The organism is Alteromonas sp. ASW11-130, assembly GCF_026183735.1.
Classification (GTDB): domain Bacteria; phylum Pseudomonadota; class Gammaproteobacteria; order Enterobacterales; family Alteromonadaceae; genus Alteromonas.
The window spans coordinates 131,501-157,073 of record NZ_JAPFRE010000015.1; the positions used below are offsets into that span (position 1 = coordinate 131,501).

Consider the following 25,573-nt stretch of genomic DNA (forward strand, 5'->3'; position numbering starts at 1 on the left):
CGAAAAATACTACGCCGCAAGGCGATTATAGGGTAGTGTATCTGCCTTTTCTTTATAAGTTGTATGCAAGGATGGAAGGTGAACATTACTACAATTGAAAAGTTCAGTGTCGCAGGGATTTCAGTTCGCACCAAAAATTCAAACGAAATGAGCCCATCTACTGCCAAGATCGGCTCTCTGTGGGAAAAATTCTACGGCGAGTTAGCGCCGAAGCTCAACCAAAACGCTCGAGTGTTCGGTCTATATACCAACTATGAATCGGACCATACTGGCTTATTCGACGTGGTTGCGTGTTCGGATTCGCTCTTGACAGAAAACGTGGAAAAACACGATGTTAAAGCTGGCAACTATGTAAAGTTTAAAGCCGCAGGTGAGATGCCCCAAGTCGTTATCGATTTGTGGGGGGCAGTCTGGAAGTACTTCGATGCAAATGACTGTGACTACAAACGTACTTTTACCACGGATTTCGAGTTCTATAAAAGTGAAAATGAAGTTGAAATCTTTATCTCCGTGGAATGAGGCACATAACAAAAACCTCATTCCCGGGGAACCGGAAAAAACACAGCTACACCCAGCATTTCTAAAGACGCCTTGTTTTAAAACTGGGCCACTAAAGGATTTCTTGAATTTTCAATAGCCTCCTCTGTTGTAGTTATCGCAATTGATATCTTTGTCGTAGATGGCAAATATTTCTCTGCTTCTATTCCCAGTGACCGTCTTTTCCCCAGGTTTTGGTTGTGATAGTAATGAGGTCGAGAATGCGTGTTTCTATTGTATAGGGGGTGTAAAATCAAGCCAGGGTAGAAACCGACAAGATGTTGATGACTTTCAGTTCCTGAACCAGGTGCGCTGGCATTGAGCTGCTTAATGCTTGCAGGTCTTGGTTTCTTAAGAAGAAAAGACTAGTTAACTTCTTTAATCTTAATAATTTACTGGTCCCTATAGCGGCCAGTTCGCTCCCGCAATATTCCACCTGCGCTTGCCATAACTAATTTGGTGAAACCTTCGAAAGTACGTTCGTATTTACGTTTCGGTCAGTCATAGAACTTTAGCTCGAAAGGTGCTTATAACACACGCTTCCCGCCCCGGTTTTCACCAATATCAATCTGTAAATTATCTCTAGAAAGACTATTTACTGCAAATATGCCAGCCCCGCAAACGCTATCACTCCGAACATAAAGGGAAGGAACCTACTCTTGCGGTCTTCGGGCAATTCTTCTTTAAGCACATTTAGGATGATACTGCCTGCTAAAAACGAAAATAGTCCATGTATGACTAATTCACTTAGCTCGGTAGTTAAGCCAATTATCCATCCCACCACTATGCTTGCAGCCAAAATCCATCGACCGTATGCGTGGTAACGATGTTGGTGGTGTTCTCGTAACCCAAAATCATTAACCAAAAAATGCAAACCTATTGCTAGAGCATAAAAGAGTAATCCTGAGAGCTGGGTATCTTCACGATGAACTAGCAAATAGCCTATCAGCGCGTTGTATACGGCAAAAGACGTTAAGTGAACAGAAAAAGCATTGAGTACCTTGACCGGTGTAGCGCGTTCATCGTCACGGGCCGATTTAATTAACTTTTCCAGACCATAGAACAAACAAAGCCCCATTAACGCAAGTAAGTAAGCTTGATGTTCTAAAGCAATGAGAAAATTATCGTGTTCAGAAAAAGATTCCTGAATTTCGGCCATTTCTGGAAAAATCTGTATAAAAACATAGGCCACTGAAACACCGCCTGAAAAAGATAGCCATCGGCTTCGGGGCAAGGCGGCTAGAAACCTTAGCTTCCCCGCCTGAGTATGGATGATGCAAAACACGAATATTGTCAAAAGTTGTAATAAAAACACCTGCACTATCACCTATCATTGTAACTATCGGCGTGTTTAACCACATAAAGTCGGTTTCGTCTTTGCCGTTAATCCCAAACTATCGTAGTTAACTGAATTCATAATCAATATGTTCGTTTTATAGTGTGTAACTCCTTCACTGGATTAGTATAGATGCATTTCTTTCTGGCGGGGTTTTCGATACTTATTGATATTCATCGCCAAGCTTGGAAGTATTCTTAATTTACTATTCTTTGTTATTTGCGATGAATTGAATGAGCAATACCATCGCTCTAACTGGATTGGGGGGGGTAAAACAATGTAAACAAAACTAGTGAGAAGTGAGTTCATTCTAGATGATTGAATCGCTGGCATGTTTTATTCTCACTTAATGGGAGCCCAAATGCAGATTTAATCAAGTCGGCGGGTTTATGATCGTGAGCCGTTACAACTAGCGATCCCCCCTATAAAAAATCAATAAACCACCCCAACTTGTTCATTTTTTAAACAACTGTTCTATACTTACCATTAGATTCCTGCGTTGTAACAGGTTCGATATCATTTCTACAAAATGACGAGCGGGAGATTGATATGTCACGACACTATTATATTAGTGATGACCTCGACGATTTAGAGGTTGTTGAAAGAGAGTTAGAGCAACAAGGGGTTGCCAGAAGTCAGATTCACGTGCTTAGCGAAAATGATACAGAAGTTGAACAACATCATTTACACGCCATCACACCATTTTTTAAAAAAGACGTCATTCATTCATCAGAACTAGGTGCATTTGTGGGTGTCGCTGTTGCTGCGGTTCTATTAGCAGTGGTGTATTTGCTTGAACTGCACAATTCGGCGGTGGGCTGGCTCCCCTTTATTTTTGGAGCATTAGTCATACTGGGCTTTTGTGTCTGGGAAGGAGGCTTGATTGGCGTACAGGTTCCAAATCACCAATTCAAACGCTTCCAAACCTTACTGAAAAAAGGCAGGCACGTTTTCTTTGTCGATACCAAAGATGAACAAGAAGCTAATTTGGCCAGAGTAGTGGCCAAACATCCCCATCTGCGGGAGGTCAGTACAGATCAGGTTTCTCTTACCTAGTTTGGTCCCAGTAAAATCGACGTTATTTCGTTTTAATCCCCTCATTACAACAAAGCTCGGTTTTATACCAGCTTTGTTGTGGCGTAGACACTTATCGCTACGCGTGGGTTGAAGATAATTGTATTAAGACGATCACTTTCACTTTTTTTCTTCCCTTCAAGCCAGATTAGGGCGATGGATTGGCTATATATCTGCAAATCTAGACCTTTTCGTAATTAGCAAAGTCATGGTGATGTAGGTTGGTTGTGAGATTCAACCATTTACAGAGGGTCAGACATTAACTTCCCATTTTTCATAAACGCAACAATTTTAGTAATATCAGCCACGTTACCATTTTTTCAAGGATGTATACTGCCCTAACTGGTTAGCGATTGAAGATGATGAAAAAGTCGAGTTTCGCTCTTCTTTGTCGGATTGAATAGAGAGTGAAAATACCAATGCCTTACCCATCATTAAAATAAGGATATAACAGTGACTATACAAATCAGAATGGGCACCGAGAAAGATCAATCAAACATTGCGGATTTACACGCACAGAGCTGGAAAGAAAACTACGGCAAGGTTTTATCCGCCGATTATCTTAATACTAAAATATTGCATGACAGGAATGAAGTATGGCGCCACCGACTTGAAAACCCAACCACTAATCAATTGGTTTTAGTGGCTGAAGCTAATAGAGAATTTTGTGGGTTCATTTGTGCGTTTGGTGCCCACCATCCCGAATTTGGTACCATAATTGATAATTTGCATGTAAAAGCAGAACGAAAAGGGAGTGGAATTGGCTCGATGCTGCTTCAGGCAGCGGGGAAATGGGCTTTAGAGCATTTCAGTGAGCATGATTTATACTTAGAAGTGTTGGAATGTAATCCAAAAGCAATTAAATTCTACGAACGTAAAGGCGGAAAACATATAGACCTAGCCTATTGGACTACGCCGTGTGGTAATAAAGCCAGAGAATTTATTTATAGCTGGGGTTCGCCACTGAATCTTTCTCCCGATACCATTTAGGAAGTAAATAATATGATTTCTTATCAGCGCTGTGATGATTTGGCCAAATCAGCAGAGATGACCCTGCGCAATATGCGCTTCTACTACGAACAATTTGCTGTAGATTGGGATCATAATAAAATTTTGCAACAAATAACTGAACTGGAAAATTGGGATATTCTTTATCAGGGGAAAGTAATAGGGGCTATCCGCTTAGCATTTGACGAAGATGGCTGCTATTTACGCGACCTTCAAGTAGATGAAGCTTTCCAGAATAAAGGAATTGGTGCCCAGTCTTTAACTGAAACAAAAAGAATTGCGCTGCAATCTGGCGCTGACAAACTCAGATTAAGAGTAATGAAAATAAGCCCGGCTATTAATCTTTATAAGCGAGATGGATTTAACATATCCCAGGAGGATGATAGATTTTATTATATGGAGCAGTCGCTTGCTTAACATCAAAAGCGTAAAAACTTGAACGCTGAAAGCTATGAAGTACCCGAGAGCGGGCTAGAATGCCGTCGCATTTCAAGGATGAATCCGCTTATAGGGATGACCAGGTCGTCTCAGCGTAGTTCGTCTTCGCCTTGAGATAATCGGTCTAAAGCGTGCAGGTGTTGGATACTCTCCGCTTTGTTGTTTAATTAAATCTAAAACGTTAAGAATGACCGTAAGACGCAATAGTAATTAAACCAAGACTGTGCAGTGAGCCAATGGATCCAGTTTCTCAAGGCGTATTAGGTGCCGCGGCAGCAATTATCGTCGCTAAGAACAAGCATAAGCTTAGACAGGCTGCAATGGTGGGGGGAGCTGCTGGCATGGCCCCTGATTTGGATATCCTTTTCCAATCAAGCCACGATCCTCTATTAGCGCTGGAATTACATCGCCAATTTACCCATTCCTTAGTTTTTATCCCTTTCGGGGCACTTATCGTTGCGACACTATTCTGGCTATTAATCTTTCGCAAAGAGACAGTTAAATCGATCTATTTGTATAGCATCGCGGGTTATGCCACGCACGGGTTACTTGATTCATGTACTTCTTACGGCACGCAATTATTGTGGCCTTTCACCCATTTACGGGTGGCTTGGGATTCAATTGGCATTATTGACCCTTTTGTCACTCTTCCATTATTAATCGGGCTAGTAATGGCGTGTGTAAGCAAAACTAAAGCCTGGATATACGTTGCCGTTTTAATCTTTTTCACGTACATGGGGTTGGGTGTAGTTCAACACCATCGAGCGATAAATGTAGTGGAAAATCTTGTTATGACAGACTTTCCGAGGCCCCAAAGAATAAGGGCCCTTCCATCTATCGGCAACGTTATCGTTTGGCGTACGTTGCATGAAGCGGGTGAAAAGTATTTTATCAATGCCGTGGCAGTTCCTTTGTTTGGCGAAGTACGGCTATACGATGGGCGAGTGGTAGACAAGCTGAAAATGCAGTATCACTTTCCTGAAATAAAGCCTGACTCGGTACAATTTAACGACGTGAGTCGCTTTAGATGGTTCACGGACAACTGGTTAGCTGTAGATCCGCAACACCCGGATAGAATTATCGACTTGCGCTATTCAACGCAGGTTGAAGGTATACAACCGCTATGGGCCATCCAACTTGATTCCGATAAACAGCACCACCACGTGAAATTTATCCGGAATACCTCAACGATAAAAAGCGACATAGTACCCTTCGACAAGATATTTGGTGCTACGTTTTTTTATTAGTTCTCAACACGATACCATTTTCCAGTCGGTGTTGCTTTGGATGAAAATCCACCGCGTAAGATCCACCCAATAATTGCTGTTGAAAAAAAATAGCTACTTAGTGTAACCGCTTGTATTGCGATAAAACTCAGTACTTTCTATTTCCAAGCCGAATTGGTTATTGGTAACCTTGTTTATATTCGGTTAGGTATCCTGTAAATCATAAGAGAAAATGTCTTCCAGAGGTTTATCAAACACACGTGCAATCTTGAACGCCACTTCCAAAGAGGGTGAGTACTTACCTTTCTCGATCGCCATAATCGTTTGTCTGGTCACTCCTACCTGTTTTGCTAATTCACTTTGTGTCATTTCGTCGGCAAAAAAGCGCAATTCACGTATTTTGTTGTGGATAGCAAATTCAGCCACTACTCTAACCTTTTCTGTAAAAGTAAAGTTGCGAAGAAAAGCGCAGCACCTCAGATAGCCAGAAAACAACTACTAACTTTAACTCAAGCGGTGCAAAACTGAACGATTGGTAAACGGAATGCGTAATAGCACTTTCTGCAAGCTGCTTGTTCACCAGTTCATGCACAATACATACAATAAGCCCCACTGAAAGAAACCAATAACCTATTTCATTGGCTTTTAAGCGGAACGCGTTCTCTCTTTCATCCTCTGGCTCTCCTGCGCCTTCTTGATTTTTCATTGCCAATAAAGAATGTAAAACCGCTTCGACAATAACAAACGAGATAACAATCTTAAGTAATAACGCTGCCATAGCCGTAGGATCAACTGCCGCGCCAGTATTTAATAGCGCTAACATTTGACGACCAAAATAACTCGCTAAAATGAGCTCAACCAACAGCGACAACCACAAACTCTTTTCCCGATAAGATAAACTCATCTATTTGCTCCACATTATAGGACACAATAAAAGTAAGACAAACATGACACAATGTCAAATATACTTAACACTTGGTTAGCTTTGCATTACCTTTGAAACATTTTTTTTGATCGTAATTACACATTTCATCAGAGACTAGTATAAAATTATACAAATAGAATTAGAGCATATTTGCTGGGGGTTTTGCGGTGGAAAAACATAACATAGACCAACAAACAGTAGTCGCAAAAGCATTTAAAAATGCATACAAGATGTTTGGACTAAATGACACTGAAGGCGCGGCAATTATTGGTAAAACCCGCGCTACTTTAGCTCGAAGTCAGGGGTTTAATCCTGCCAGTAAAGAGCACGAAATTCAGATTCATTTTATTCGCCTTTATCGGTCCCTTTACGCCATAATGGGAGGGGATGAAGCTGCGATGAGACATTGGTTTACCACCGCAAATAAACATTTACGAGGTGTACCAAGAGAACTGGTTAAGCGAATCGCTGGTTTAATTGAGATCAATATATACCTTGATGCTATGCGAGCGAAAGCTTGACGCCCGCTGATGTTCTCGGTCTGGCTGAAATACAAGGTGAATATTCAGCATCGGTTTGTCGGTTGGTCGAATCGCAGGAGGAAGCTGCTACCTATTCGTTAGTCAACAACCTCGATGAACAAGCGTTGCTTGAACAGATTATTGATGATTTTAAACCCGCCTACCCCGAGGGTACGGATGGCTTGCATTACCTTATCAAAACCCCTTTTCGTTACCCTCCACTGCGGCATGGCTCACGATTTGGTACACGCCTGGAAGCCAGCTTTTTTTATGCCAGCGAGGACGTTACCACCTGTTACGCAGAGGTAGCCTTCTATCGGTTTGTATTTTTTGAGGCAATGGATACGCCCTATCAAAAAACCGTCCATTCATCACATCAGCTATTTTCGGTGGCCGTGCAATCGAGCAAAGCACTAGACTTAACCTCAATAGAAGATGAAGAAGCGATAAAACGTTTAACCAGTAAAACGTCTTATGAATTTACTCAGGCTATCGGTCGGGTAGCGCATGAAAACAGTATTGAACTTATTCGCTATCGCTCAGCCCGAAGCGTTAACAACGATGGTAAAAATGTTGCTATCGATCAGCCTTATGTAATTACGACCCGACAGCCTGAAAGTATGGTTTTAGTGCAATGCGAAACTTTACCTTATGAGGGTATTGTACGTTTCTCAGCCCCCAAGACGTTTCCAATCACGTTTCGGATTGAACAGTTTATGGTGGAAGATAAACTCCCTTACCCACCCGCATGAATAGATTCGTCAACATAAATATGGTGGGGCTGCTACATCGCATCACCAGTAACCTGCACCCGTGCTAGTCTCTCCGTCGATTTCATTTGATCACCTGATTATTTCATATATTCGCTGGCACCTGATAATTCTCTTAATGGCCCCCCGCCATTACGCTGAACTTCGTTTTGTTTAATCACCACGGTTTTTTTTCAGACCACCGTACAGTTTTTTAATAGATGTTATTAATCTGGTTAACTGTGTATCAGATGCAGTCAGAACCCTCGGTAAGTGGGTTCGGCTTCACATTCGGTCGTTGAGCCACGTGCATTGCAATAGCGGTGAATTTACGCTTTACTGGTAAGACCACTCAAAAAGTACACGTTTATGCACTCACAACATATTCCATGTCCGGACGGCGCAGTACTCGCTGGCGATCTGTTTGTTCCATCACACTCTCGCGGTGGTGTGGTAATTGGTTCTGCCACAGGAATAAAACGTCAATTCTATCAACCGTTCGCTCAGTTTTTAGCTGATAACGGTTTTAGCGTGTTAACTTTTGATTATCGCGGTATAGGGGATTCTCTGTCGAAATCCGTGAGTGATTGCGATGCGACCCTAATAAAATGGGGCGAAATTGATTTGACCGCTGCACTTAATCATCTGAAAAGTAGAGCGCCAAACCGACCGTTATTTTTGGTGGGACATAGTGCAGGCGGACAGCTTGCCGGACTGATGCGCAATGCACACGACTTATGTGCCATGTTTAATGTGGGCAGCTCATCTGGCAGTTTACATAACATGCGTTTCTCTTATCAGCTTAAAGCACACTTTTTTATGAATATGTTTATTCCGCTTTCTAACTTACTGTTCGGACATACTAAAGCGCAATGGGTGGGCATCGGTGAGCCCCTTCCCCCAGGCGTCGCCAAACAGTGGCGACGCTGGTGTAACGGGCAAGGGTATGTCAAAACTAGTTTTGGAAAAGAAATTACTCGCCACTTGTATGACGAACTAACGCTACCTGCAAAATGGGTAGTGGCAGAGGACGACGATATTGCCTGTGAGAAAAATGTACGAGAAATGATGAGCGTCTATTCAAAAGCCGCTAATACATTAGAAATTTTGCAACCATCTCAGTGGCAGCTTAAGCGTATAGGTCACATGAAATTCTTTTCTCGTCAATCTGCAGCACTGTGGCAACTACCGATCGAATTTTTTCAACAATGTACATAGTAGGCTATTTTTTCTTCTGTAGTATCTTGTCTATATCTTTGCTGCTATGGCGCTCAAGTAACTGAATACCTTCACCCCACGCTTTATTCACTATTTTCCCGCGTTTAACTGCTTCACGTTGACCAACCTGTTTGGCCCAGCGTAATAAATGCGTATAGCTTTCCACCTGAAGAAACTCAGCGGCATCATATAACTTTCCTAACACCATACCACCGTACCACGGCCATACCGCAATATCAGCGATTGAATATTCGTCTCCCGCAAGGTACTCGTTAAAACTTAAGTGGTTATCTAAAACGTCTAACTGACGCTTAGCCTCCATGGAAAAACGGTTAATAGGATATTCCATTTTATAGGGCGCATAGTTATAAAAATGCCCAAATCCCCCACCCAGATAGGGTGCAGATCCCATTTGCCAAAACAACCAATTACGACATTCTGTTTTGGCTGTAGTTTCTTCTGGTATAAATTTGTCGAATTTTTCGGCTAAATACTGAAGGATGGCCCCTGATTCAAAAACACGTACAGGGGGCGTGCTGCTTCGATCAAGTAATGCCGGTATTTTAGAGTTGGGATTAATATTTACAAAACCTGAAGAGAATTGATCCCCTTCACTGATGTCTATCGTCCACGCGTCGTACTCTGCCGCCTTCACCCCGGCCGCGAGTAACTCTTCAAACATGATCGTTACCTTTTGACCGTTGGGTGTGGCCAGAGAATACAATTGGAACGGATGATCACCCACAGGTAAGGCTTTTTGATGGGTGGGGCCAGAAACGGGGCGGTTGATGTTGGCAAACTTACTGCCGTCTTCTTTTTCCCATTTCCACACTTTTGGCGGCTGATATTCTTTTTTCTTACTCATGTTAGCTCCTGTTTGAACACCTGATCACTACGAAGCTTACGCGTTTAGGTTTAACGAACGCGAATTTAAACCCGTTTTATGAAAGATCGACAGCGTGTAACTCGATATCTATCTATATCACCACAGGGCGGTCAGCGAGCAATGCCATAGCGTATTACCTCAGTACGACGCAACGTATGTTAGGCGTTTTTCACTTCAGAAGATGACTTATTGATGCTTGTTTAGTTTGATTAATCTCTCCCCACTAACCACTCTCAATGTTGCTACAGGTGAGAAAGCTATGGCGGTGGAAGAGCGCTGAATGACAAGAGTGTATTTGTGCCATAAGAAAAAGCGGGCACTCCATTGCCCGCAAAGAAGGTTAGTAAGCCCGTTGATTTGGCTTACATACTTAAATCTGTTTCATGTTCTGTGCCAAGAAAAAAATAAATATATTTAACAAACGGTTACAGCAAAAAGAGAAATATTGAAAGACTCATCGCGAGACTTGTGTCACCGATTGCAGACAGTAATTGAAAAACTAAAAAGGATACGCTGAATTTAGGAAAAACGAGCGGAGCATATTGCTCGGCTCGTTTAGGCAGATTAGATACTTACTCGCTTATAAGGGCGGTACTCTGCTTTCCAGAAGTTACGTTCAATAGAGGCAGTAAGCGCTTCATCAGACATTTCTAAAGCAAGATCTTGCTCCATCGCAACTTTGGCCACGGCAAAGGCAATTTGCTTGCTTAAGTCTGCAATTTGCGTCAGTGGTGGTAACAGCGCCCCTTCGCCCTGTTTAACTAAAGGTGAAGCTCCAGCAAGTGCAGTGCTTGCCGCCATCAGCATTTCTTCGCTAACCAGCCGCGCTTTAGAAGCAATCACCCCTAAGCCAATGCCCGGAAATATATAGCTGTTGTTGCACTGCGCAATCGGATAGAGCTTATCTTTGTAACGTACTGGCGAAAAGGGGCTGCCTGTAGCAATTACCACTTCGCCCTCAGTCCATTCAATAACCTGTTCCGGGCGCGCTTCTACTTGTCGTGACGGATTACTTAAGGGGAAAATAATCGGCTTATTATTGTACTGCTTCATTGCCCGTACAACTTGCTCAGTAAATAATCCTGGTTGTCCGGACACGCCTATCAAGATGTCTGGTTTCGCACAATGTACTACGTCTAACAATGATGCGTTTTCACCACTGAAGGTCCAATCAGCAATATCCGCTTTTTGTTGTTGCAGTTTTTGCTGGAAATCACGTAAGCCTTCCATACCTTCGGTTAGCAAGCCGTATCGGTCAATCATAAAAATTTGTCGACGTGCTTGTTCATCGCTAAGGCCTTCATGGCGCATCTGTTGGATCAACATCTCTGCGATACCACATCCCGCCGATCCCGCGCCCACAAACACTACTTTCATGTTGGATAAATTTTGCCCTTTAGCTTTACACGCGGCTAAAATAGTCCCCAGTGTCACCGCTGCTGTGCCCTGTATATCATCATTAAAGCAACAAATTTGTTCGCGATAGCGATTCAATATTGGCATTGCATTCGGTTGTGCAAAATCCTCGAACTGTATCATCACGTCGGGCCAGCGTTTCGTCACCGCCTTAATGAACATATCTACAAACTCATCGTACTTGTCTTGTTCAATTCGAGGATGACGCGCGCCCATGTACATAGGATCATTCAATAATTTCTCATTATTGGTGCCCACATCAAGCATTACCGGTAAAGTATAGGCTGGGCTGATCCCGCCACACGCGGTGTACAAAGACAGCTTTCCAATAGGAATACCCATACCACCGATACCTTGGTCACCCAAGCCCAGAATACGCTCGCCGTCAGTTACAACGATAACTTTGACCTTTCGTTTAGTCGCATTGCGCACAATATCATCTAATTGATTGCGTTCTTCCCAGGACAAGAACAGGCCGCGCGAACTCCGATATATATCGGAGAATTGCTCACAGGCATCACCTACTGTGGGGGTATAAATGATGGGCATCATTTCTTCAATATGATTCTGGATCAGTTTATAGAACAGCGTTTCGTTGTTGTCCTGAATAGCCCGTAAATAAATATGCTTGTTCAACGCATCATCAAATGTGTTGTATTGCATATATGCACGTTCTACCTGTTCCTCAATTGTTTCGTAGCGAGGAGGCAACAAACCGGTAAGGTTAAATTGAGCGCGCTCACGGGCAGTAAATGCACTGCCCTTGTTAAGTAAGGGAGTTTCCAGCAATGATGGGCCGGAATGAGGTATATAAAGATACTTGTTAGAATCTTCTGACATTGTTTGTCCGCATTGTTTATTCTAGTGGCTAGCCGAAATCACCTGAAAAAGTATCAAAATACTTCTTCAGCTTCGGGCTCATCGGTTGAATTTAGTTCTGCAGGGTCGATAATTTCATCTTCCCGGATATAGCTTGTCGGTTCAGTACCTTGCAGAAAGTATTCAAATAGTGTCGTATGGTCTGTGCGCCTGGTCAACTTTCCAGTGGTACGATCAATACGTACTCGTACAATATCTTCTGGAATCGGCATAGGCGAATACGGCACACCATTCAAGGCAACTTGCATAAAGCGAATCCAGGCTGGCCCGGCTGCTTTCGCGCCATCCTCTGAGCCAATCAAGGCATTGCCAATCCAATTAAACTTATCAGGGTTGCGGTTAATCAAGTTTTGATTACGCGTGGCACGGCCCAGCTTTCGATTCATATCGTCAAAGCCAACCCAGGCGGTGGCTACGAGTGAGGGATGGAACCCACTGAACCAGGTATCGCGGGAATCATTCGTGGTACCTGTTTTACCAGCAATATCGTCGCGCTGAAGAATGTTCCGAGCGCGCCACCCAGTTCCCAGCCAGTAAGTCTTATTGTTCCAGCTGCCATTCGCTCTAACGCCGGTACGCATCATCTCACTTACCAGAAAAGCATTTTGCGCGCTTATCACTTGTGGCGCCGATTGCTTACGCTCGCTTTCTTCCGGCATAGGAGCTTGTTCCTGATTTAATTGCTCAGCAAGTAACGCTTCGATATCTTTTTCCTGCAGGTCATCATTGGCCGCCTCACAAGGATTACACGCCCACAAAGGTTCAGCTTTCCAAAGCACGTTGCCGTATTCATCCTGAATATTGTCAATAAAATGCGGCTGAATCAGAAACCCGCCGTTTGCTATTACGCTCATTGCACGAACCATTTCGAGAGGTGAGTGTGAACCTGACCCGAGTGAAACGGTTTCGTCACGGGGGATTTCCTCTTCGTTAAAACCGAAACGCGTCAAATGTTTGATGGTTGGATCTAATCCAACACCACGCAATAAACGCACCGATACTACGTTTTTAGATTTACCTAATGCTTTACGCATACGGATGGGGCCATCGTACTCAGGAGGGGAGTTTTCCGGGCGCCACGCTACTCCGGTATTTGCATTCCACTGGTTAATAGGCGCGTCATTAATAACCGATGCCAAGGTATAGCCCTGTTCAAGTGCGGCCGAATAAACAAACGGCTTTATATTGGACCCCACCTGGCGTTTAGCCTGGGTAGCGCGGTTGAACTGGCTTTGGTAAAAGCTATAACCGCCTACGATTGCTTGGACTGCGCCATTTTGGGGATCTATGGCCACGAACGCTCCGCTCACATCTGGGATTTGCGATAAACGCCATTTCCCATCCTGTTCACGAATATGTATAACTGCACCTTCGGTGACAATATCGGCAGCCGTCTCAGGTTCTCTGCCCTGTCTGCTATCAGTAATGTAGGCGCGTGCCCAATCGAGTCCAGCCCACTCGATGACTCGCTGGGTACCGGTCCGATCCATTACTACGATAGATTGTGCCTCCACTTCCAGCACCACCGCAGGAACTAACGGCGTAAAACTCTTAACCTGCTTAAGCGCACTGACGATTGACTCATTATCCCAGTCAGCGCGTGTACGATGCTTGTTATCGCCCTGTGGCAATACTTCGTCGGTTTGCGTTTCACTCTCATCATCGGGGTGTGCGTCTTCAGCTAAAGGCTCATTCCACAAATATTCAGTCGGCCCGCGATAACCATGGCGTTCATCGTAATCATGAATATTTCTTACCACTGCATCCTGCGCTGCTTTTTGTAAATCAGATGGCGCAGTGGCATAAACTTGATACCCACCCGTTTCGGCTTCTTCTTTGCCGTAAATTTCTATCATTTCGGAATAAATTAAATTTGCTAAGTAAGGAGCGTCCACCTCTATTTCCGCCCCATGTTTGCGAGCAGTAACCGGTTGGCTTACTGCCTCGTCAAATTGCGCTTTTGATATAAGGTTTTCATCCAACATGCGTAACAGAACAACTCGACGGCGCGCAATGGAACGATCAGGACGGCTAATTGGGTTTAATACTGAAGGCGCTTGGGGTAATCCCGCCAGCGTCGCTACTTGCGCAAGACTTAATTCAGACAGCGTTTTTCCATAATAAACCTGCGCCGCCGCACCAAACCCAAATGCGCGGTGTCCTAATTCTACTTTGTTCAGGTACAACTCCAGTATTTCCTGCTTGCTTAGCTCTTGTTCCATATGCAGGGCAATAAAAATTTCTTTTATTTTGCGGATATAAGTTTTTTCCCGAGTTAAAAAGAACCCTCTGGCTAACTGCATACTTAAGGTACTGGCGCCTTGTTGTTTTTCACCCGTAATAGCAAGGTTAAATGCAGCTCTTACAATACCAATGGGGTCGATACCATAATGGGTATAAAATCGACTGTCCTCGGTGGCAATGACGGCATTGATAAGTTCTTGAGGAACATCCTCAAGTTTTACCGGGATCCGCCGTTTAACTCCATATTGGGAAATAAGTTTTCCGTCCTGAGTATAGATGCGCATGGGTGTTTGCAAACGCACGTCCTTCAGAACAGTGACGCTAGGCAGGTCAGGTTTGATATAAAAATAAATACCAACTAACGCAATACTTCCTATTAGCGTAGAAACTATAATGAATAAAATTAGATATTTGATGTACTTCACTGAGATATGATACCAGGCCAATTTCGCCAAAATGACTTATATTTTATACGTACGTGTGTTTATTAGAACCCTACATCGCAAAAAATTTGCGTAAGATTCTAACATCGGAATTTTAACCCTTTAGGTCGGAACCCAGCAGATGAAAAAGCTGTTTAAAAGAAAACTGCCATCTATTGTGGGCCTAGACATAGGCACACGTCAAATAAAAGCAGTGCTATTGGAGCAATCCGAAGAGGGCTACACCCTACAAGGATTTGCATGTGAACCCATTAGCAAAATAGCTTTTGCTGATCGCGAAATAAAGGATTACGAAGCGGTAAGTATGTCGCTTAAAAAGGTTAAAAATGCTTTGAAAGTAAAAGATAAGTCAGTCGCATTGGCAGTGGCCGGTACCTCTGTCATCAATAAAATGGTGTATATGGACCCGGAACAAAATGATTTCGAAATGGAAAGCCAGATCGAAATCGAAGCTGACAGCCTGATCCCTTACCCTTTGGAAGAAGTCTATTTGGATTTCGAAGAAATGGGCCCAAGTAAGACGCATGAAGGGAAAGTAAATGTGCTTTTAACTGCTGCCCATAAAGACTTGGTAGATAGCCGTATTACGTTAGTTCGCGAAGTTCCCTTCGAGCCAAAGGTCGTCGATATTGAAGGTTACGCATTAGGTAACGCCATAAAATACTTTTACGCAAAACAAGATACTGACAACCGTGTGTGTTGCATTAATATTGGCGCTTCATTGCTGCAAGTTTGCGTATGGGAAAAAGGCGAAGTGATATACAGCAAAGAACATGCATTTGGCACCAATATGTTAATCCAGGATCTTGCGGCTATTCATATGATTGAGCGTGAGGAAGCTGAAAAGCAGTTGTTAACCAACACATTGCCAGCTAATTGGATAGACGATACGTTACCCATTTTCACCGCTAATTTATTACAGCAAATAAACCGCGCCCTGCAAATGTATATGACGAGCTTTCACACTGACCGCCCAGCACATATTTTGTTGTGCGGAGGCGGTGCAACGATGTCGCCGTTAGTCGATAGCCTACGGCAGGATTTAGGCATCAATGTTGATATTTTTAATCCCTTTTCAGGTATGAAAATCAACCCAAAACTTGATAAGGAAAAATTGGCGGCAGTGGCACCTCAACTTGCTATAGCCGCAGGTTTAGCTAGCAGGAGTTTTTCTCCATGGCACATATAAATCTGCTACCCTGGAGAGAACAGCAACGCCAGGAACAGAAAAAGCAATATATTATGGGTCTGGTTGCCGTTGCAGCTTTGGTAGGACTTGTATTTTGGTTTATTGGGCAAGCCATCGATCAACAAATAGCTAACCAGAACACTCGTAACAGGTATCTTGAATCTGAAATTAATGCGTTAAATTCCCAGATTGCAGAGATTCAGGAAATTAGAAAAAGTAAAGATGCCATCGAACAGCGCATGGCGTTGATTGAGCAACTACAAACCAGTAGAAATGTCGCTCCTTTATTATTTGATGAACTAGCAAAAATCGTCCCGCCTGGGGTCTCATTTAAATCTATGCGACGCATGAATAACATTATAGAAATAGAGGGTGTGAGCGACTCGAATAATCGCCTTTCCGAATTTATGCGCCAACTAGAACGTTCTGAAATATTCACTGGCGGCGATCTTTCTTCCATTGTGGCTGATGAGCGAACGTCGGGCGCGGTGAGTGATTTTACGTTGAAATTTAATATTAGCCCGTCCATTTCTCCTCAACCTACTGCAGCTGAAACAGCAGAAGGAGGCAAATAATGAAGTTCGATTTTGCCCAACTCAAAACGCTGAACGAGCTTGATTTTGAACAAATTGCTATTTGGCCTAAAGAAGTCAAAATAGTGGTCAGTGTGTTTGTAGGCATTATTGTAGCCGCAGTTAGCTACTATTTTCTGGTCAGTCCAAAGTTACCCGTACTGGATAGTGTGCAAGCAAAAGAGCAAGAGCTTAAATTACAATTTGAAGCAAAATACCGTATCGCGGTCAACCTGGAAGCTTATAAAGAACAGCTAACGCGAATAGAAGAAGATTTTTCATCAATGTTACGTTCATTACCTACCAATAATGAAACGCCAGGTTTGCTTGACGATATCACTTATGTGGGTACTTCCTCAGGACTGAATTTTAGAATTTTAAACTGGCAACAAGAAGTGCCGAAAGAGTTTTACACTGAACTTCCCATCGAAATGGAAGTCACTGGCGGTTATCATAATTTTGGCGAGTTTGTTGCCAAAATAGCAGATTTGCCTCGCATAGTAACACTACACGATTTTACGCTCAGTCAAGAGCAAAACGGATTAAGACTGCAGTTACAGGCGAAAACCTATCGCACTGCTCTAGCGGAACGAAAGGGAGCGCAAGAATAATGAAATATTATACTGTCCTTGTGCTTGTAAGTACCTTTCTCCTCACTGCCTGCGCACCTAGTCTGAATGATTTGACAACCTTTACCGCACAAGTAAAGGCGAATACGCAAGTGAATATTGAACCTTACCCAGAGTTCACCAAACCCCCTTCAGCGCAATATACAGCACAAAATATGCGTAGCCCGTTTACCCGTCCTAAAGAGTCTTCGACGCCTGTAGCTGTTGCAAAACAAGCCAACTGCTTACAACCAGATTTCAGTCGTAAGAAAGCGCGTCTGGAAGAGTACGGCCTGGATGCGTTGGCACTTTCGGGTAGCTTTACCACACAAGGAACACGCTGGGCATTGTTTAAATCTAACGATGGAAGCTTGCATAAAGCGCAAATTGGCAGCAGGATTGGGCTGTTTTACGGAAAAATAAAAGAAATCAACAACAAATCAGTTAAAATCGAGCAATTGTTACCTGACGGTGCAGGGTGCTGGCAACGCAAAGAAGTTACGCTGACCATGTCCTCGGCAGCAGGAGAAAATGAGAATGTCTGAGCGATACATTTTTAATAAACGGCTTAACCGTAGTCACAGCGCCTGGTATTGGGTAGCATGTACGATAGCCTTTTTCGTTATATTGAATTTTTTAGTGCAATCCAAAGCAATTGCACAAGAAGACCAAACGCAACTGCTCGACCCGTATAAGTCTGAACACAATAGCTTTTCGTCTGAATTAAAAGATGTTCAGTTTACCCGAAAGGCCGGCAATCTGGCGCTGACTACACTGACCTTTAACAACAAGAAATTTGAGCCTCAACTGATCGAATCTAAGGGCGAATTAACCATTACCCTACCTGGCACTGAATTGGCTGAAGATCAACTGGTTGAATTAAACGTTGAACAGTTTGGCACCACAGTTTCCGCTGTGGAAACCTTTCAAGAAAAGGAAGGGGCTCGCGTTGTTATACGTTACGAAGGTCTTGTTTTCGCCCAACATAGGCAGGAAGGCAATGCTTTGCACATTGAAATAAAACCTATGAGCAAAGAGGAACAAGCAAAACTGAACCAGGACGATCAATATTCCGGCGACCCAATTTCGCTCGATTTCCAAGATGTTCCGGTTCGTGAAGTATTACAGATAATTGCCCAGGTGAACGGCTTCAATCTGGTTACCACCGATACTGTGTCAGGTAATGTAACTATCCGCTTATCCGGTGTTCCATGGGATCAAGCGCTTGACATGATTTTAAAAATTAAAGGTCTGGATAAACGTCTTGAAGGTAACATTTTGCTTATTGCACCTTCTGAAGAACTTACAGCCAGAGAAACTCAGCAGCTCCAATCTCAAAAGCAAGTAGCTGATTTGGCTCCGCTTAAGTCGACCAGTATTGTAGTGAATTATGCCAAAGCGGGGGCATTAGCTTCCATATTGAAAAATCAGGACGGTGGCATCTTATCGCCCCGTGGTACAGCAACTGTAGATGAACGAACCAACACCATTTTAATTCGCGATACCCAAGAATCTATCGATGAAGCTCGCGATATGATCGACACGTTAGATATCCCGGTAAAACAAGTTCTAATCGAAAGTCGTATGGTCACTGTACGTGACAACGTTGGAGAGGAACTTGGTGTGCGTTGGGGCTTTTCAGACAAACAGAATGATGACGGGGTTTCCGGTAGTCTTGAGGGAGCTGATTCAATAGCGGGCGGCGTAATCCCACAGATATCAGACCGCCTAAATGTCAATTTGCCCGTGGTTAACCCGGCAGGTCGAATTGGCTTTCAGGTAGCCAGCCTGGTTGACGGCACGATTCTGGATTTAGAGTTATCTGCCTTAGAATCAGAAAACAAAGGTGAAATTATCGCCAGCCCGCGCATAACAGTAGCGAACCAACAAGAAGCCTATATTGAGCAAGGGACCGAGATCCCTTATGTGCAGGCGACATCAAGCGGCGCTACTTCGGTAGAATTTAAAAAAGCCGTATTGAGTCTGAAAGTTACGCCTCATATTACGCCCGATAACCGCATCATTCTGGATCTTGTGGTAACACAAGATACCCGTGGCGAGACTGTGTCTACCTCTACCGGCCCTGCTGTGGCAATTGATACCCAGGAAATTAAAACTCAAGTGTTGATTGAAAATGGTGAGACGGTGGTGCTAGGGGGTATTTTCCAACAAATAAATACTGATGACGTCTCAAAAGTTCCGCTGTTCGGTGATTTACCTGTAGTCGGTGCGTTGTTTAGAAACAAGTCAACCCTGTATCAAAAGCGTGAACTTCTTATTTTTGTCACACCTAAAATTGTCGCTGAAAATTTGTAAATCCACCTTGGAGAGCGTAATGCTCTCCTTTTCGCTCTCAGAATCCCCCTCTCTAGACCGAAAAGCGGCTGTTTTTTAAGTTATTTTCAAAATGCTGCCAACAAAACTTGCATCAGTCGTTGAGAAACTGAGATAATCACGCCCTCGAAATTTAAGCGAGGTTTAAGAGTGTGCTTATTGGGCAATAGATAGGCACAAGTTTATGGGTGGTCAAGAAAGGCTTATGACACTACCCTCAACATCAAAAAAGTTGTGAAACAAGCAAATATGGCTGAAAAACGTAATATCTTTTTGGTTGGCCCAATGGGTGCAGGCAAAAGCACCATCGGTAGACATCTGGCTGACGAACTTCATCTTGAGTTTTTTGATTCTGATCAGGAAATTGAGCGCCGTACAGGTGCCGACATCGCATGGATTTTCGATCTTGAAGGCGAAGATGGTTTCCGCAAACGTGAAGAAAACATTATTAACGATTTGACCGACAAGCAAGGTATCGTGTTGGCGACAGGTGGTGGCTCAGTAGTCAGCAAAGCTGTTCGCAATCGTTTGTCAGCTCGTGGCATTGTTGTGTATCTGCAGACTACAATTGATAAGCAGGTTGCACGTACGCAGCGTGATAAACGTCGCCCGCTATTACAAAATGGCAATGCAGAACAGGTATTAAGAGACCTGGCAGGTGAACGCAACCCATTGTATGAAGAAATAGCGGATTATATCGTTGAAACGGATGATCAATCTGCCCGCGCTGTTGCGAATCAAATTATTAGCCAGATTGGCTTATAAGGGCACTCCCGACTATGTCGTCAATTACAGTCGAACTTGATGAGCGTAGTTATCCAATAATAATAGAAACCGGGTTGTTACAGCAGCCCGGTTTTTTATTACCTTATATAAAAGGCCCGCTGGCCGTGATTGTCAGCAACGCTACGGTCGCCCCACTTTATCTTAGCGACGTCCAAGCAGCGTGTGGGGACAAACAGGTTGAAGTCATCGAACTGCCCGACGGCGAGCAATACAAAACTCTTAGCCAGTTTGAACACGTAGTGACCCGTTTACTGCAGTTAAATGCGGCGCGCGATACGACGTTAATTGCTTTGGGCGGTGGCGTTATCGGTGACTTATGTGGCTTTGTGGCAGCCACGTATCAACGCGGTGTTCCTTTTGTGCAGATTCCTACCACACTTTTAGCTCAGGTGGATTCCTCTGTTGGCGGCAAAACAGCCGTTAATCATCCACTAGGCAAAAATATGATTGGCGCATTTTATCAGCCTAAATTCGTCGCTATTGATGTTAGTGCCCTTCGCACGTTACCCAAACGCGAATTTGCCGCTGGTATGGCTGAAGTTATAAAGTACGGTATTATTTACGATAAAACGTTCTTTGAATGGCTTGAAGCTCATCAGCATGCCCTGCTTAACCTTGATGCCAAAACGTTAATTGATGCCATAAGCCGGTGCTGCCAAATTAAAGCTCAAATCGTCTCCCTAGACGAAAAAGAAGGGGGCTTACGAGCTATCCTTAATCTCGGTCACACCTTTGGTCACGCGATCGAAGCTGAACAAGGCTACGGCAAGTGGCTTCATGGGGAAGCCGTGGCGGCTGGCACTGTAATTGCTAGCCAAGTGGCTAAGCATTTGGGCTGGCTATCTGAGTCAGAATATCGTCGCATTGTTGCATTAATAGAAGCGTTTGAACTACCCACTAGTGGCCCTGACGCCATGACTTTCGAGGCATATATAACGCATATGGCTAGAGACAAAAAGGTTGAAGCCGGACAGGTACGTTTTGTAATTCCTAAAGGCATCGGGCACGCAGTCGTTACCAAAGATGTAACAGAGGCTGTACTTCGTCAGATTCTTGGCTAAGTTTTAGAGTCGTTGCACCAAATTGTGACTGCACTACACTATCATTGTTGAAAAATAAACGATTTAAGGTTTCCGAAGTGCATTCAGAACTGCATGATCGACTGGAGTATTTGGTTAACTATTCCTCACAATTAATCTTTGTGAGTGGCGATTCTGTGGCTCAGCAACAGAAAACTCTAGAGGCGTTTGTTTTTAATCAACCCAATGATACAGAAATTGCCTATATTTCTGCTAATCAACAAATGGAAATTGCTGACTATCGCTGTCAACTATGCCGTCAGTTGTTGGGCCAAACCGTTGGCAGTTATGTTCGCCCCCTAAATGAATTACTCTCCTCGCTTAATAATCACGAAGGACCCATACTGATTACCATTACGCAGGCACAGCACATGCCTGATCAGTTATTGCAGGAACTGTGGGATCTTGTTTTACAAAGTCGTTTTGCCGCAAATAAACAGCATTTAAATGTCCTCGTTTTTGGTGAAACCCGGTGGGCCGAGCGCGCCAAACAATGGCTTCCCGCTAAAAATACTACGACCCCATTATTAATCAGTAGCCAATCTGTATTACCTTCTGACGGTGAACTCACTGTTGATAAACTTATTGCACAGCGCAGACAAGATTTCGAAAAGCATCTGGCCGCGCGCTATTCCGCCGACCAGATTTTGCCGACTGGTCGCCCAAATACTGCAATATTGTGGACCCTGATAATAGTCGTGTTTCTAGCCACGTTCGGTGCGTTAGTCGGATGGTTGTACAGTGATAAAATAATAGCGCTTTTTCAGCCTTTGGAATCCGCACCCGCGACCAAACAAACCGAAAGTATCGCGGTAGGCACTGCTTATGAAGAATTGGTGAGCAGCCAAGTTGATGAAAAAAATGTGTCGGCGCCAGAGGTGCCTTTGGTGGAGCGTGTAGATGAAGCAGAAAATGTAGAAAAAAATCCGAAAAATACAGAGACTGGATTGGTAGCAAGCTGGCCAGACGCTCTTGTGCAAACTGAAACGAGAAGCACTTCTGAACCTCGGGCCACTGAGACACTTACAAATACTGCTGAAGAGATAGCGCCACACGTTATCGAATCGGCACAGCAAGACAATCCACGTCCAACTGACACTTCAAACACCCAACTTCAAAATGCTTCTGCCGAATCTGAGCTAACCTCAACGATTAAGCAAGTGAAAGAAGAAGAGGTTACAGGTACACACTACTATATTCAGTTAGCGGGGCTTAAGGATGACAAACTGTTGGTTCAATTTGTTCAAGACTATAAATTATCAGCGGTGGTAAACATGTATCAGACGCAACGTTATGGCGCTGACTGGTTTGTATTACTCTTTCATCAGCCTTTCACTTCACTTGACTCAGCGCGAGCCGCGATGAACAATTTACCTGATTACCCGAATCGAGATAAAGCATTTGTGAAATCAGGCAAGCAAATTAAAGCTGAACTGAATCAATAACTTTGCTTTCATAGTGAATTGGTTGTTGTAGCGGATCAACTAGCCCGTTACAATCTTCCTTCAGGTATGTAACAACCGCCGGCCGACCAGAGTACGCTCTATCATCCGATTTCGTGGTTTTTATAGTTAACACTCATGTAGATTTCGTTTTACACATGGCAAAACAAAAAAACCGCGCCTTCTTAAAATGGGCGGGAGGAAAATACGGGCTGGTTGAACAGATTGCATCGCGTTTACCCGATGCTGATAAGCTTATCGAGCCATTTGTAGGTGCTGGGTCAGTATTTTTAAATACTCACTATCAACGATATTTACTTAACGATATCAATCCTGATCTGATCAATCTATACAACTTGTTAAAGCAGCAACCTGATAACGTCATTCAGGATGCGGCAAAGTTTTTTACGCCTCAATATAACTGCCCTGATACCTATTATGCCTTGCGCAACGAGTTCAACCAGAGCAGTGATGTGTACTACCGTTCACTGTTATTTCTGTATTTTAATCGTCACGGCTATAATGGTCTGTGTCGTTACAATCTAAGTGGGAAGTTCAACGTCCCCTTTGGCCGTTATAAACGTCCCTACTTTCCCGCCCATGAAATGGCAGTGTTTGCAGAAAAAGCTCACCAAGCAGTATTTACCTGTTTGCCTTTTGAAAAGGTATTTAGCCGGGCCCGACAGGGAAATGTTATTTATTGCGATCCTCCCTATGCGCCGATTAGTAAAACGGCGTCTTTTACCAGTTACGCAGCCAATAGTTTTGGTGAATCAGCGCAAGATCAGTTAGCAATACTTGCGGTAAAAGCGGCTGCAAGAGGTATCCCTGTATTGATATCTAATCATGACGTCCCCTTAACCCGTAAACTCTATGAGCCAGCGCTGCTAAGCCAGATATCGGTAAAGCGTTCAATCAGTCAAAATGGAGCATTACGGAAACCGGCATCCGAATTGCTCGCACTATTCTCTCCTGCTACTAACTGAGTTCTTTGAAGTTTAGAGATAGTTTAACTAGTGATGGCCGCAACTAACGTTAATAGCCCGGTTACAAAAGCAGCCACAAAAACAACGCCCACGACTAAGTAAATCACTAACGAACCGTGTTCGAAATCTCGAGAGTAATTTTTATGAGATTGGACTCCCAAAGCGCTCGCTAATACGCTACTAATGACCTGTAATAGCTTTGGCTTAGCGGTGCTTTTCGCCTTATTCCCGTCCACTCGAAAAATCCGAATTGGCATCTCGATTGAGTAACTCTAGTAAATCAAGAAAATGAAATTGGTAGGTTTCGGGTTTACCGAAAAACCAGGAAAACCAGCTTACTTGCGCAGCAGTATCTACCGCACATTGATTATCAACATGGCTGGCAGGTAAACTTGCATTGAATTGTGTAGATGGCTGAAACTGACAAATAGGGTCAATTGGTACTGAATTGATAGATAAACCCATCCATAGCACGGCAGCTGTCCCGCCGAGCGTGAGTAAATATTTTGTTCTTCCTTTATTGAACATTTCACCACACCGCTTAAATTTTCACCTCATTATACGCTTTTGGCGCTAAGGAACAATAAATTCCATAGCATTATTTAGTTAATTTATCGCTACGCCAGTGGTAGCCTGGCGTAGAATTTTTATTTAGATTTGCGCATATTTAGAAGGATGTTGTCCAGTTCAATACTAATTTAACGTCATCGTCACCAGCTTCTTCGTCTGCTTTAGAGGCTGAAAAAGTGAAATCGCCTTTACTTATATCAACCTGAAAATGACCATAGTCGCTCTCACTACCAGCATCAAAGTCATAGTAGCCATACAGCACGCCTAAAGAAAAATGATTAGCAAGTTCCCACCCATAGGAAACGTTATAATACATATCACCCGTATCAAACAGCATTCCGTCGTCTACCTGGCTATTTACGGTATAGGCAACCCCATAACTAAAGCCCATATAACTGCCGTTAAAATACAGTTCACCAAAGTCGGAATCTGCATAATCGTCGTCGATATAAGCGTAATAAATGTAACCCACGTCGTAGCCGAACTTGCCAGCCTCGCCACTAAAGCCTAAATATAAATCTGTTTCCGTGGACCCGCCCATGCCCCAGTCGATTGTGCCTACCCAAGCTCCCGTGTAAAAGCCACTTTCGTTTGCATAATCCAGCCCCCCAAAAACTGAAGGGTTATCGTTACTTTGGGTAACTCCCCGCCAAAGATAATTACTGGTGACGCCAAAATTAGCCTCACTTTTAGCTAGCAACGCGCGGCTCTCCATCAGGGCTAGTATAGCTCCTAGCAGTAAAGTTGTGTTTTTTGCCAATTTCATGTGTTCTCCTTGGAAGTGTGAGTTCTTTATTAACAGTATTTTGTTCTGGCGCTTATGATTATGTTGAGCCGTAACGCAAAACTAATGCCGAATACTTTTTGTTGTTCTTCCACCACAAAAACGCATAGACTAACTCTTTGTTCTAAAACAATTTTAATTAACACTCTTTATATCTTGTTAGTCAAGATTGGCGCCGTTCAACGCTAAGTCTTGCACAATAAAATCGCACATTCCCCAAACTGGGGCGCTCTCTGTGCTTTTTTAAGGCAAGGGTTTCCGATACACTTCACTTTTCACTTTTTACTTTTTACTTTTCACTTTGCACTTTTCGCGGCTTAAAC

General features: G+C 43.5%; 26 protein-coding genes and 1 pseudogene. 18 read left to right on the top strand and 9 right to left on the bottom strand.

The features are described 5' to 3' along the window. Positions 1–78: 78 nt before the first annotated feature. Together OPS28_RS03695 and OPS28_RS17130 are read left to right on the top strand one after the other, a co-directional pair. Entirely contained in the window at positions 79–519 is a 441-nt protein-coding gene (locus OPS28_RS03695) for a GyrI-like domain-containing protein (RefSeq protein ID WP_265608095.1), read from the top strand. 318 nt (positions 520–837) lie between these two features. Beyond that, positions 838–906 (top strand): annotated as a pseudogene (locus tag OPS28_RS17130) (PEP-CTERM sorting domain-containing protein); the annotation flags it as partial. A gap of 226 nt (positions 907–1,132) precedes the next feature. On the opposite strand, the gene OPS28_RS03700 reads toward OPS28_RS17130, so the two are convergent. Then, a complete protein-coding gene (locus tag OPS28_RS03700; RefSeq protein ID WP_265608096.1) occupies positions 1,133–1,729 on the bottom strand; it encodes a hypothetical protein in 597 nt (198 codons plus the stop codon). Positions 1,730–2,422: 693 nt separating this feature from the next. Between OPS28_RS03700 and OPS28_RS03705 the strand changes: the two genes are divergently transcribed. The 4 genes from OPS28_RS03705 to OPS28_RS03720 all read left to right on the top strand — a co-directional run bounded on the left by OPS28_RS03705 (position 2,423) and on the right by OPS28_RS03720 (position 5,640). After that, positions 2,423–2,929 (top strand): NAD/FAD-utilizing enzyme, encoded by a 507-nt coding sequence (locus tag OPS28_RS03705; protein ID WP_265608097.1) that lies wholly within the window; start codon positions 2,423–2,425, stop codon positions 2,927–2,929. Between the two features lie 471 nt (positions 2,930–3,400). Continuing rightward, positions 3,401–3,937: a GNAT family N-acetyltransferase gene (locus tag OPS28_RS03710; RefSeq protein ID WP_265608098.1), complete on the top strand. Its 537-nt coding sequence runs from the start codon at positions 3,401–3,403 to the stop codon at positions 3,935–3,937. 12 nt (positions 3,938–3,949) lie between these two features. Next, positions 3,950–4,372, top strand: coding sequence for a GNAT family N-acetyltransferase (locus OPS28_RS03715; protein WP_265608100.1), 423 nt, complete (start codon positions 3,950–3,952; stop codon positions 4,370–4,372). 257 nt (positions 4,373–4,629) lie between these two features. Continuing rightward, the gene (locus OPS28_RS03720; RefSeq protein ID WP_265608102.1) at positions 4,630–5,640 is read left to right on the top strand and encodes a metal-dependent hydrolase; all 1,011 of its coding nucleotides are present in this window, start codon (positions 4,630–4,632) and stop codon (positions 5,638–5,640) included. Positions 5,641–5,823: 183 nt separating this feature from the next. On the opposite strand, the gene OPS28_RS03725 is transcribed toward OPS28_RS03720, so the two are convergent. Then, on the bottom strand, positions 5,824–6,045 hold the full coding sequence (locus OPS28_RS03725; RefSeq protein ID WP_332017551.1) for a helix-turn-helix transcriptional regulator: 222 nt from the start codon (positions 6,043–6,045) through the stop codon (positions 5,824–5,826). 4 nt (positions 6,046–6,049) lie between these two features. Beyond that, positions 6,050–6,523, bottom strand: coding sequence for a hypothetical protein (locus OPS28_RS03730; protein WP_265608104.1), 474 nt, complete (start codon positions 6,521–6,523; stop codon positions 6,050–6,052). 188 nt (positions 6,524–6,711) lie between these two features. On the opposite strand from OPS28_RS03730, the gene OPS28_RS03735 reads away from it, so the two are divergent. The 3 genes from OPS28_RS03735 (at position 6,712) to OPS28_RS03745 (ending at position 9,032) form a co-directional block, all read left to right on the top strand. Further along, positions 6,712–7,065, top strand: a complete 354-nt coding sequence (locus OPS28_RS03735; RefSeq protein ID WP_265608105.1) for an MbcA/ParS/Xre antitoxin family protein — start codon at positions 6,712–6,714, stop codon at positions 7,063–7,065. After that, the gene (locus OPS28_RS03740) at positions 7,062–7,817 is read left to right on the top strand and encodes an RES family NAD+ phosphorylase (protein ID WP_265608107.1); all 756 of its coding nucleotides are present in this window, start codon (positions 7,062–7,064) and stop codon (positions 7,815–7,817) included. The genes OPS28_RS03735 and OPS28_RS03740 overlap by 4 nt, the downstream gene beginning before the upstream one ends. A gap of 366 nt (positions 7,818–8,183) precedes the next feature. Next, a complete protein-coding gene (locus OPS28_RS03745) occupies positions 8,184–9,032 on the top strand; it encodes an alpha/beta hydrolase family protein (protein WP_265608109.1) in 849 nt (282 codons plus the stop codon). A 4-nt stretch (positions 9,033–9,036) separates the two neighbouring features. Here OPS28_RS03745 and yghU read toward each other — a convergent pair whose 3' ends face one another. The 3 genes from yghU to OPS28_RS03760 all read right to left on the bottom strand — a co-directional run bounded on the left by yghU (position 9,037) and on the right by OPS28_RS03760 (position 14,882). Beyond that, the gene (gene yghU, locus OPS28_RS03750; protein WP_265608111.1) at positions 9,037–9,897 is read right to left on the bottom strand and encodes a glutathione-dependent disulfide-bond oxidoreductase; all 861 of its coding nucleotides are present in this window, start codon (positions 9,895–9,897) and stop codon (positions 9,037–9,039) included. A 585-nt stretch (positions 9,898–10,482) separates the two neighbouring features. Next, positions 10,483–12,174, bottom strand: a complete 1,692-nt coding sequence (locus OPS28_RS03755; RefSeq protein ID WP_265608112.1) for an NAD-dependent malic enzyme — start codon at positions 12,172–12,174, stop codon at positions 10,483–10,485. 53 nt (positions 12,175–12,227) lie between these two features. Next, on the bottom strand, positions 12,228–14,882 hold the full coding sequence (locus OPS28_RS03760) for a penicillin-binding protein 1A (protein ID WP_265608113.1): 2,655 nt from the start codon (positions 14,880–14,882) through the stop codon (positions 12,228–12,230). A 139-nt stretch (positions 14,883–15,021) separates the two neighbouring features. On the opposite strand from OPS28_RS03760, the gene pilM reads away from it, so the two are divergent. The 9 genes from pilM (at position 15,022) to OPS28_RS03805 (ending at position 23,896) form a co-directional block, all read left to right on the top strand. Continuing rightward, the gene (pilM, locus tag OPS28_RS03765) at positions 15,022–16,089 is read left to right on the top strand and encodes a type IV pilus assembly protein PilM (RefSeq protein WP_265608114.1); all 1,068 of its coding nucleotides are present in this window, start codon (positions 15,022–15,024) and stop codon (positions 16,087–16,089) included. Continuing rightward, the gene (locus OPS28_RS03770) at positions 16,077–16,664 is read left to right on the top strand and encodes a PilN domain-containing protein (protein ID WP_265608115.1); all 588 of its coding nucleotides are present in this window, start codon (positions 16,077–16,079) and stop codon (positions 16,662–16,664) included. Before pilM ends, OPS28_RS03770 begins: the two co-directional genes overlap by 13 nt. Beyond that, positions 16,664–17,272: a type 4a pilus biogenesis protein PilO gene (locus OPS28_RS03775; RefSeq protein WP_265608116.1), complete on the top strand. Its 609-nt coding sequence runs from the start codon at positions 16,664–16,666 to the stop codon at positions 17,270–17,272. The genes OPS28_RS03770 and OPS28_RS03775 overlap by 1 nt, the downstream gene beginning before the upstream one ends. Then, a complete protein-coding gene (locus OPS28_RS03780; RefSeq protein WP_265608117.1) occupies positions 17,272–17,814 on the top strand; it encodes a pilus assembly protein PilP in 543 nt (180 codons plus the stop codon). Before OPS28_RS03775 ends, OPS28_RS03780 begins: the two co-directional genes overlap by 1 nt. Next, the gene (locus tag OPS28_RS03785; RefSeq protein ID WP_265608118.1) at positions 17,807–19,585 is read left to right on the top strand and encodes a type IV pilus secretin PilQ; all 1,779 of its coding nucleotides are present in this window, start codon (positions 17,807–17,809) and stop codon (positions 19,583–19,585) included. Before OPS28_RS03780 ends, OPS28_RS03785 begins: the two co-directional genes overlap by 8 nt. A gap of 267 nt (positions 19,586–19,852) precedes the next feature. Beyond that, positions 19,853–20,368: a shikimate kinase AroK gene (gene aroK / locus OPS28_RS03790; protein WP_265608119.1), complete on the top strand. Its 516-nt coding sequence runs from the start codon at positions 19,853–19,855 to the stop codon at positions 20,366–20,368. A gap of 14 nt (positions 20,369–20,382) precedes the next feature. Beyond that, entirely contained in the window at positions 20,383–21,450 is a 1,068-nt protein-coding gene (gene aroB, locus OPS28_RS03795; RefSeq protein WP_265608120.1) for a 3-dehydroquinate synthase, read from the top strand. A gap of 77 nt (positions 21,451–21,527) precedes the next feature. Then, a complete protein-coding gene (locus tag OPS28_RS03800) occupies positions 21,528–22,913 on the top strand; it encodes an SPOR domain-containing protein (protein WP_265608122.1) in 1,386 nt (461 codons plus the stop codon). Positions 22,914–23,068: 155 nt separating this feature from the next. Continuing rightward, positions 23,069–23,896, top strand: coding sequence for a Dam family site-specific DNA-(adenine-N6)-methyltransferase (locus OPS28_RS03805; protein WP_265608124.1), 828 nt, complete (start codon positions 23,069–23,071; stop codon positions 23,894–23,896). A 23-nt stretch (positions 23,897–23,919) separates the two neighbouring features. Here the strand turns inward: OPS28_RS03805 and OPS28_RS03810 are convergent, their stop codons facing one another. The 3 genes from OPS28_RS03810 to OPS28_RS03820 all read right to left on the bottom strand — a co-directional run bounded on the left by OPS28_RS03810 (position 23,920) and on the right by OPS28_RS03820 (position 25,232). Then, positions 23,920–24,153 carry a DUF2970 domain-containing protein gene (locus OPS28_RS03810; RefSeq protein ID WP_265608125.1) on the bottom strand — a complete coding sequence of 78 codons (234 nt, stop codon included), beginning with the start codon at positions 24,151–24,153 and terminating at the stop codon, positions 23,920–23,922. Then, entirely contained in the window at positions 24,119–24,424 is a 306-nt protein-coding gene (locus OPS28_RS03815; protein WP_265608126.1) for a hypothetical protein, read from the bottom strand. The genes OPS28_RS03810 and OPS28_RS03815 overlap by 35 nt, the downstream gene beginning before the upstream one ends. Before the next feature lie 139 nt (positions 24,425–24,563). Further along, the gene (locus OPS28_RS03820; protein WP_265608127.1) at positions 24,564–25,232 is read right to left on the bottom strand and encodes a TorF family putative porin; all 669 of its coding nucleotides are present in this window, start codon (positions 25,230–25,232) and stop codon (positions 24,564–24,566) included. Positions 25,233–25,573: the final 341 nt, after the last annotated feature.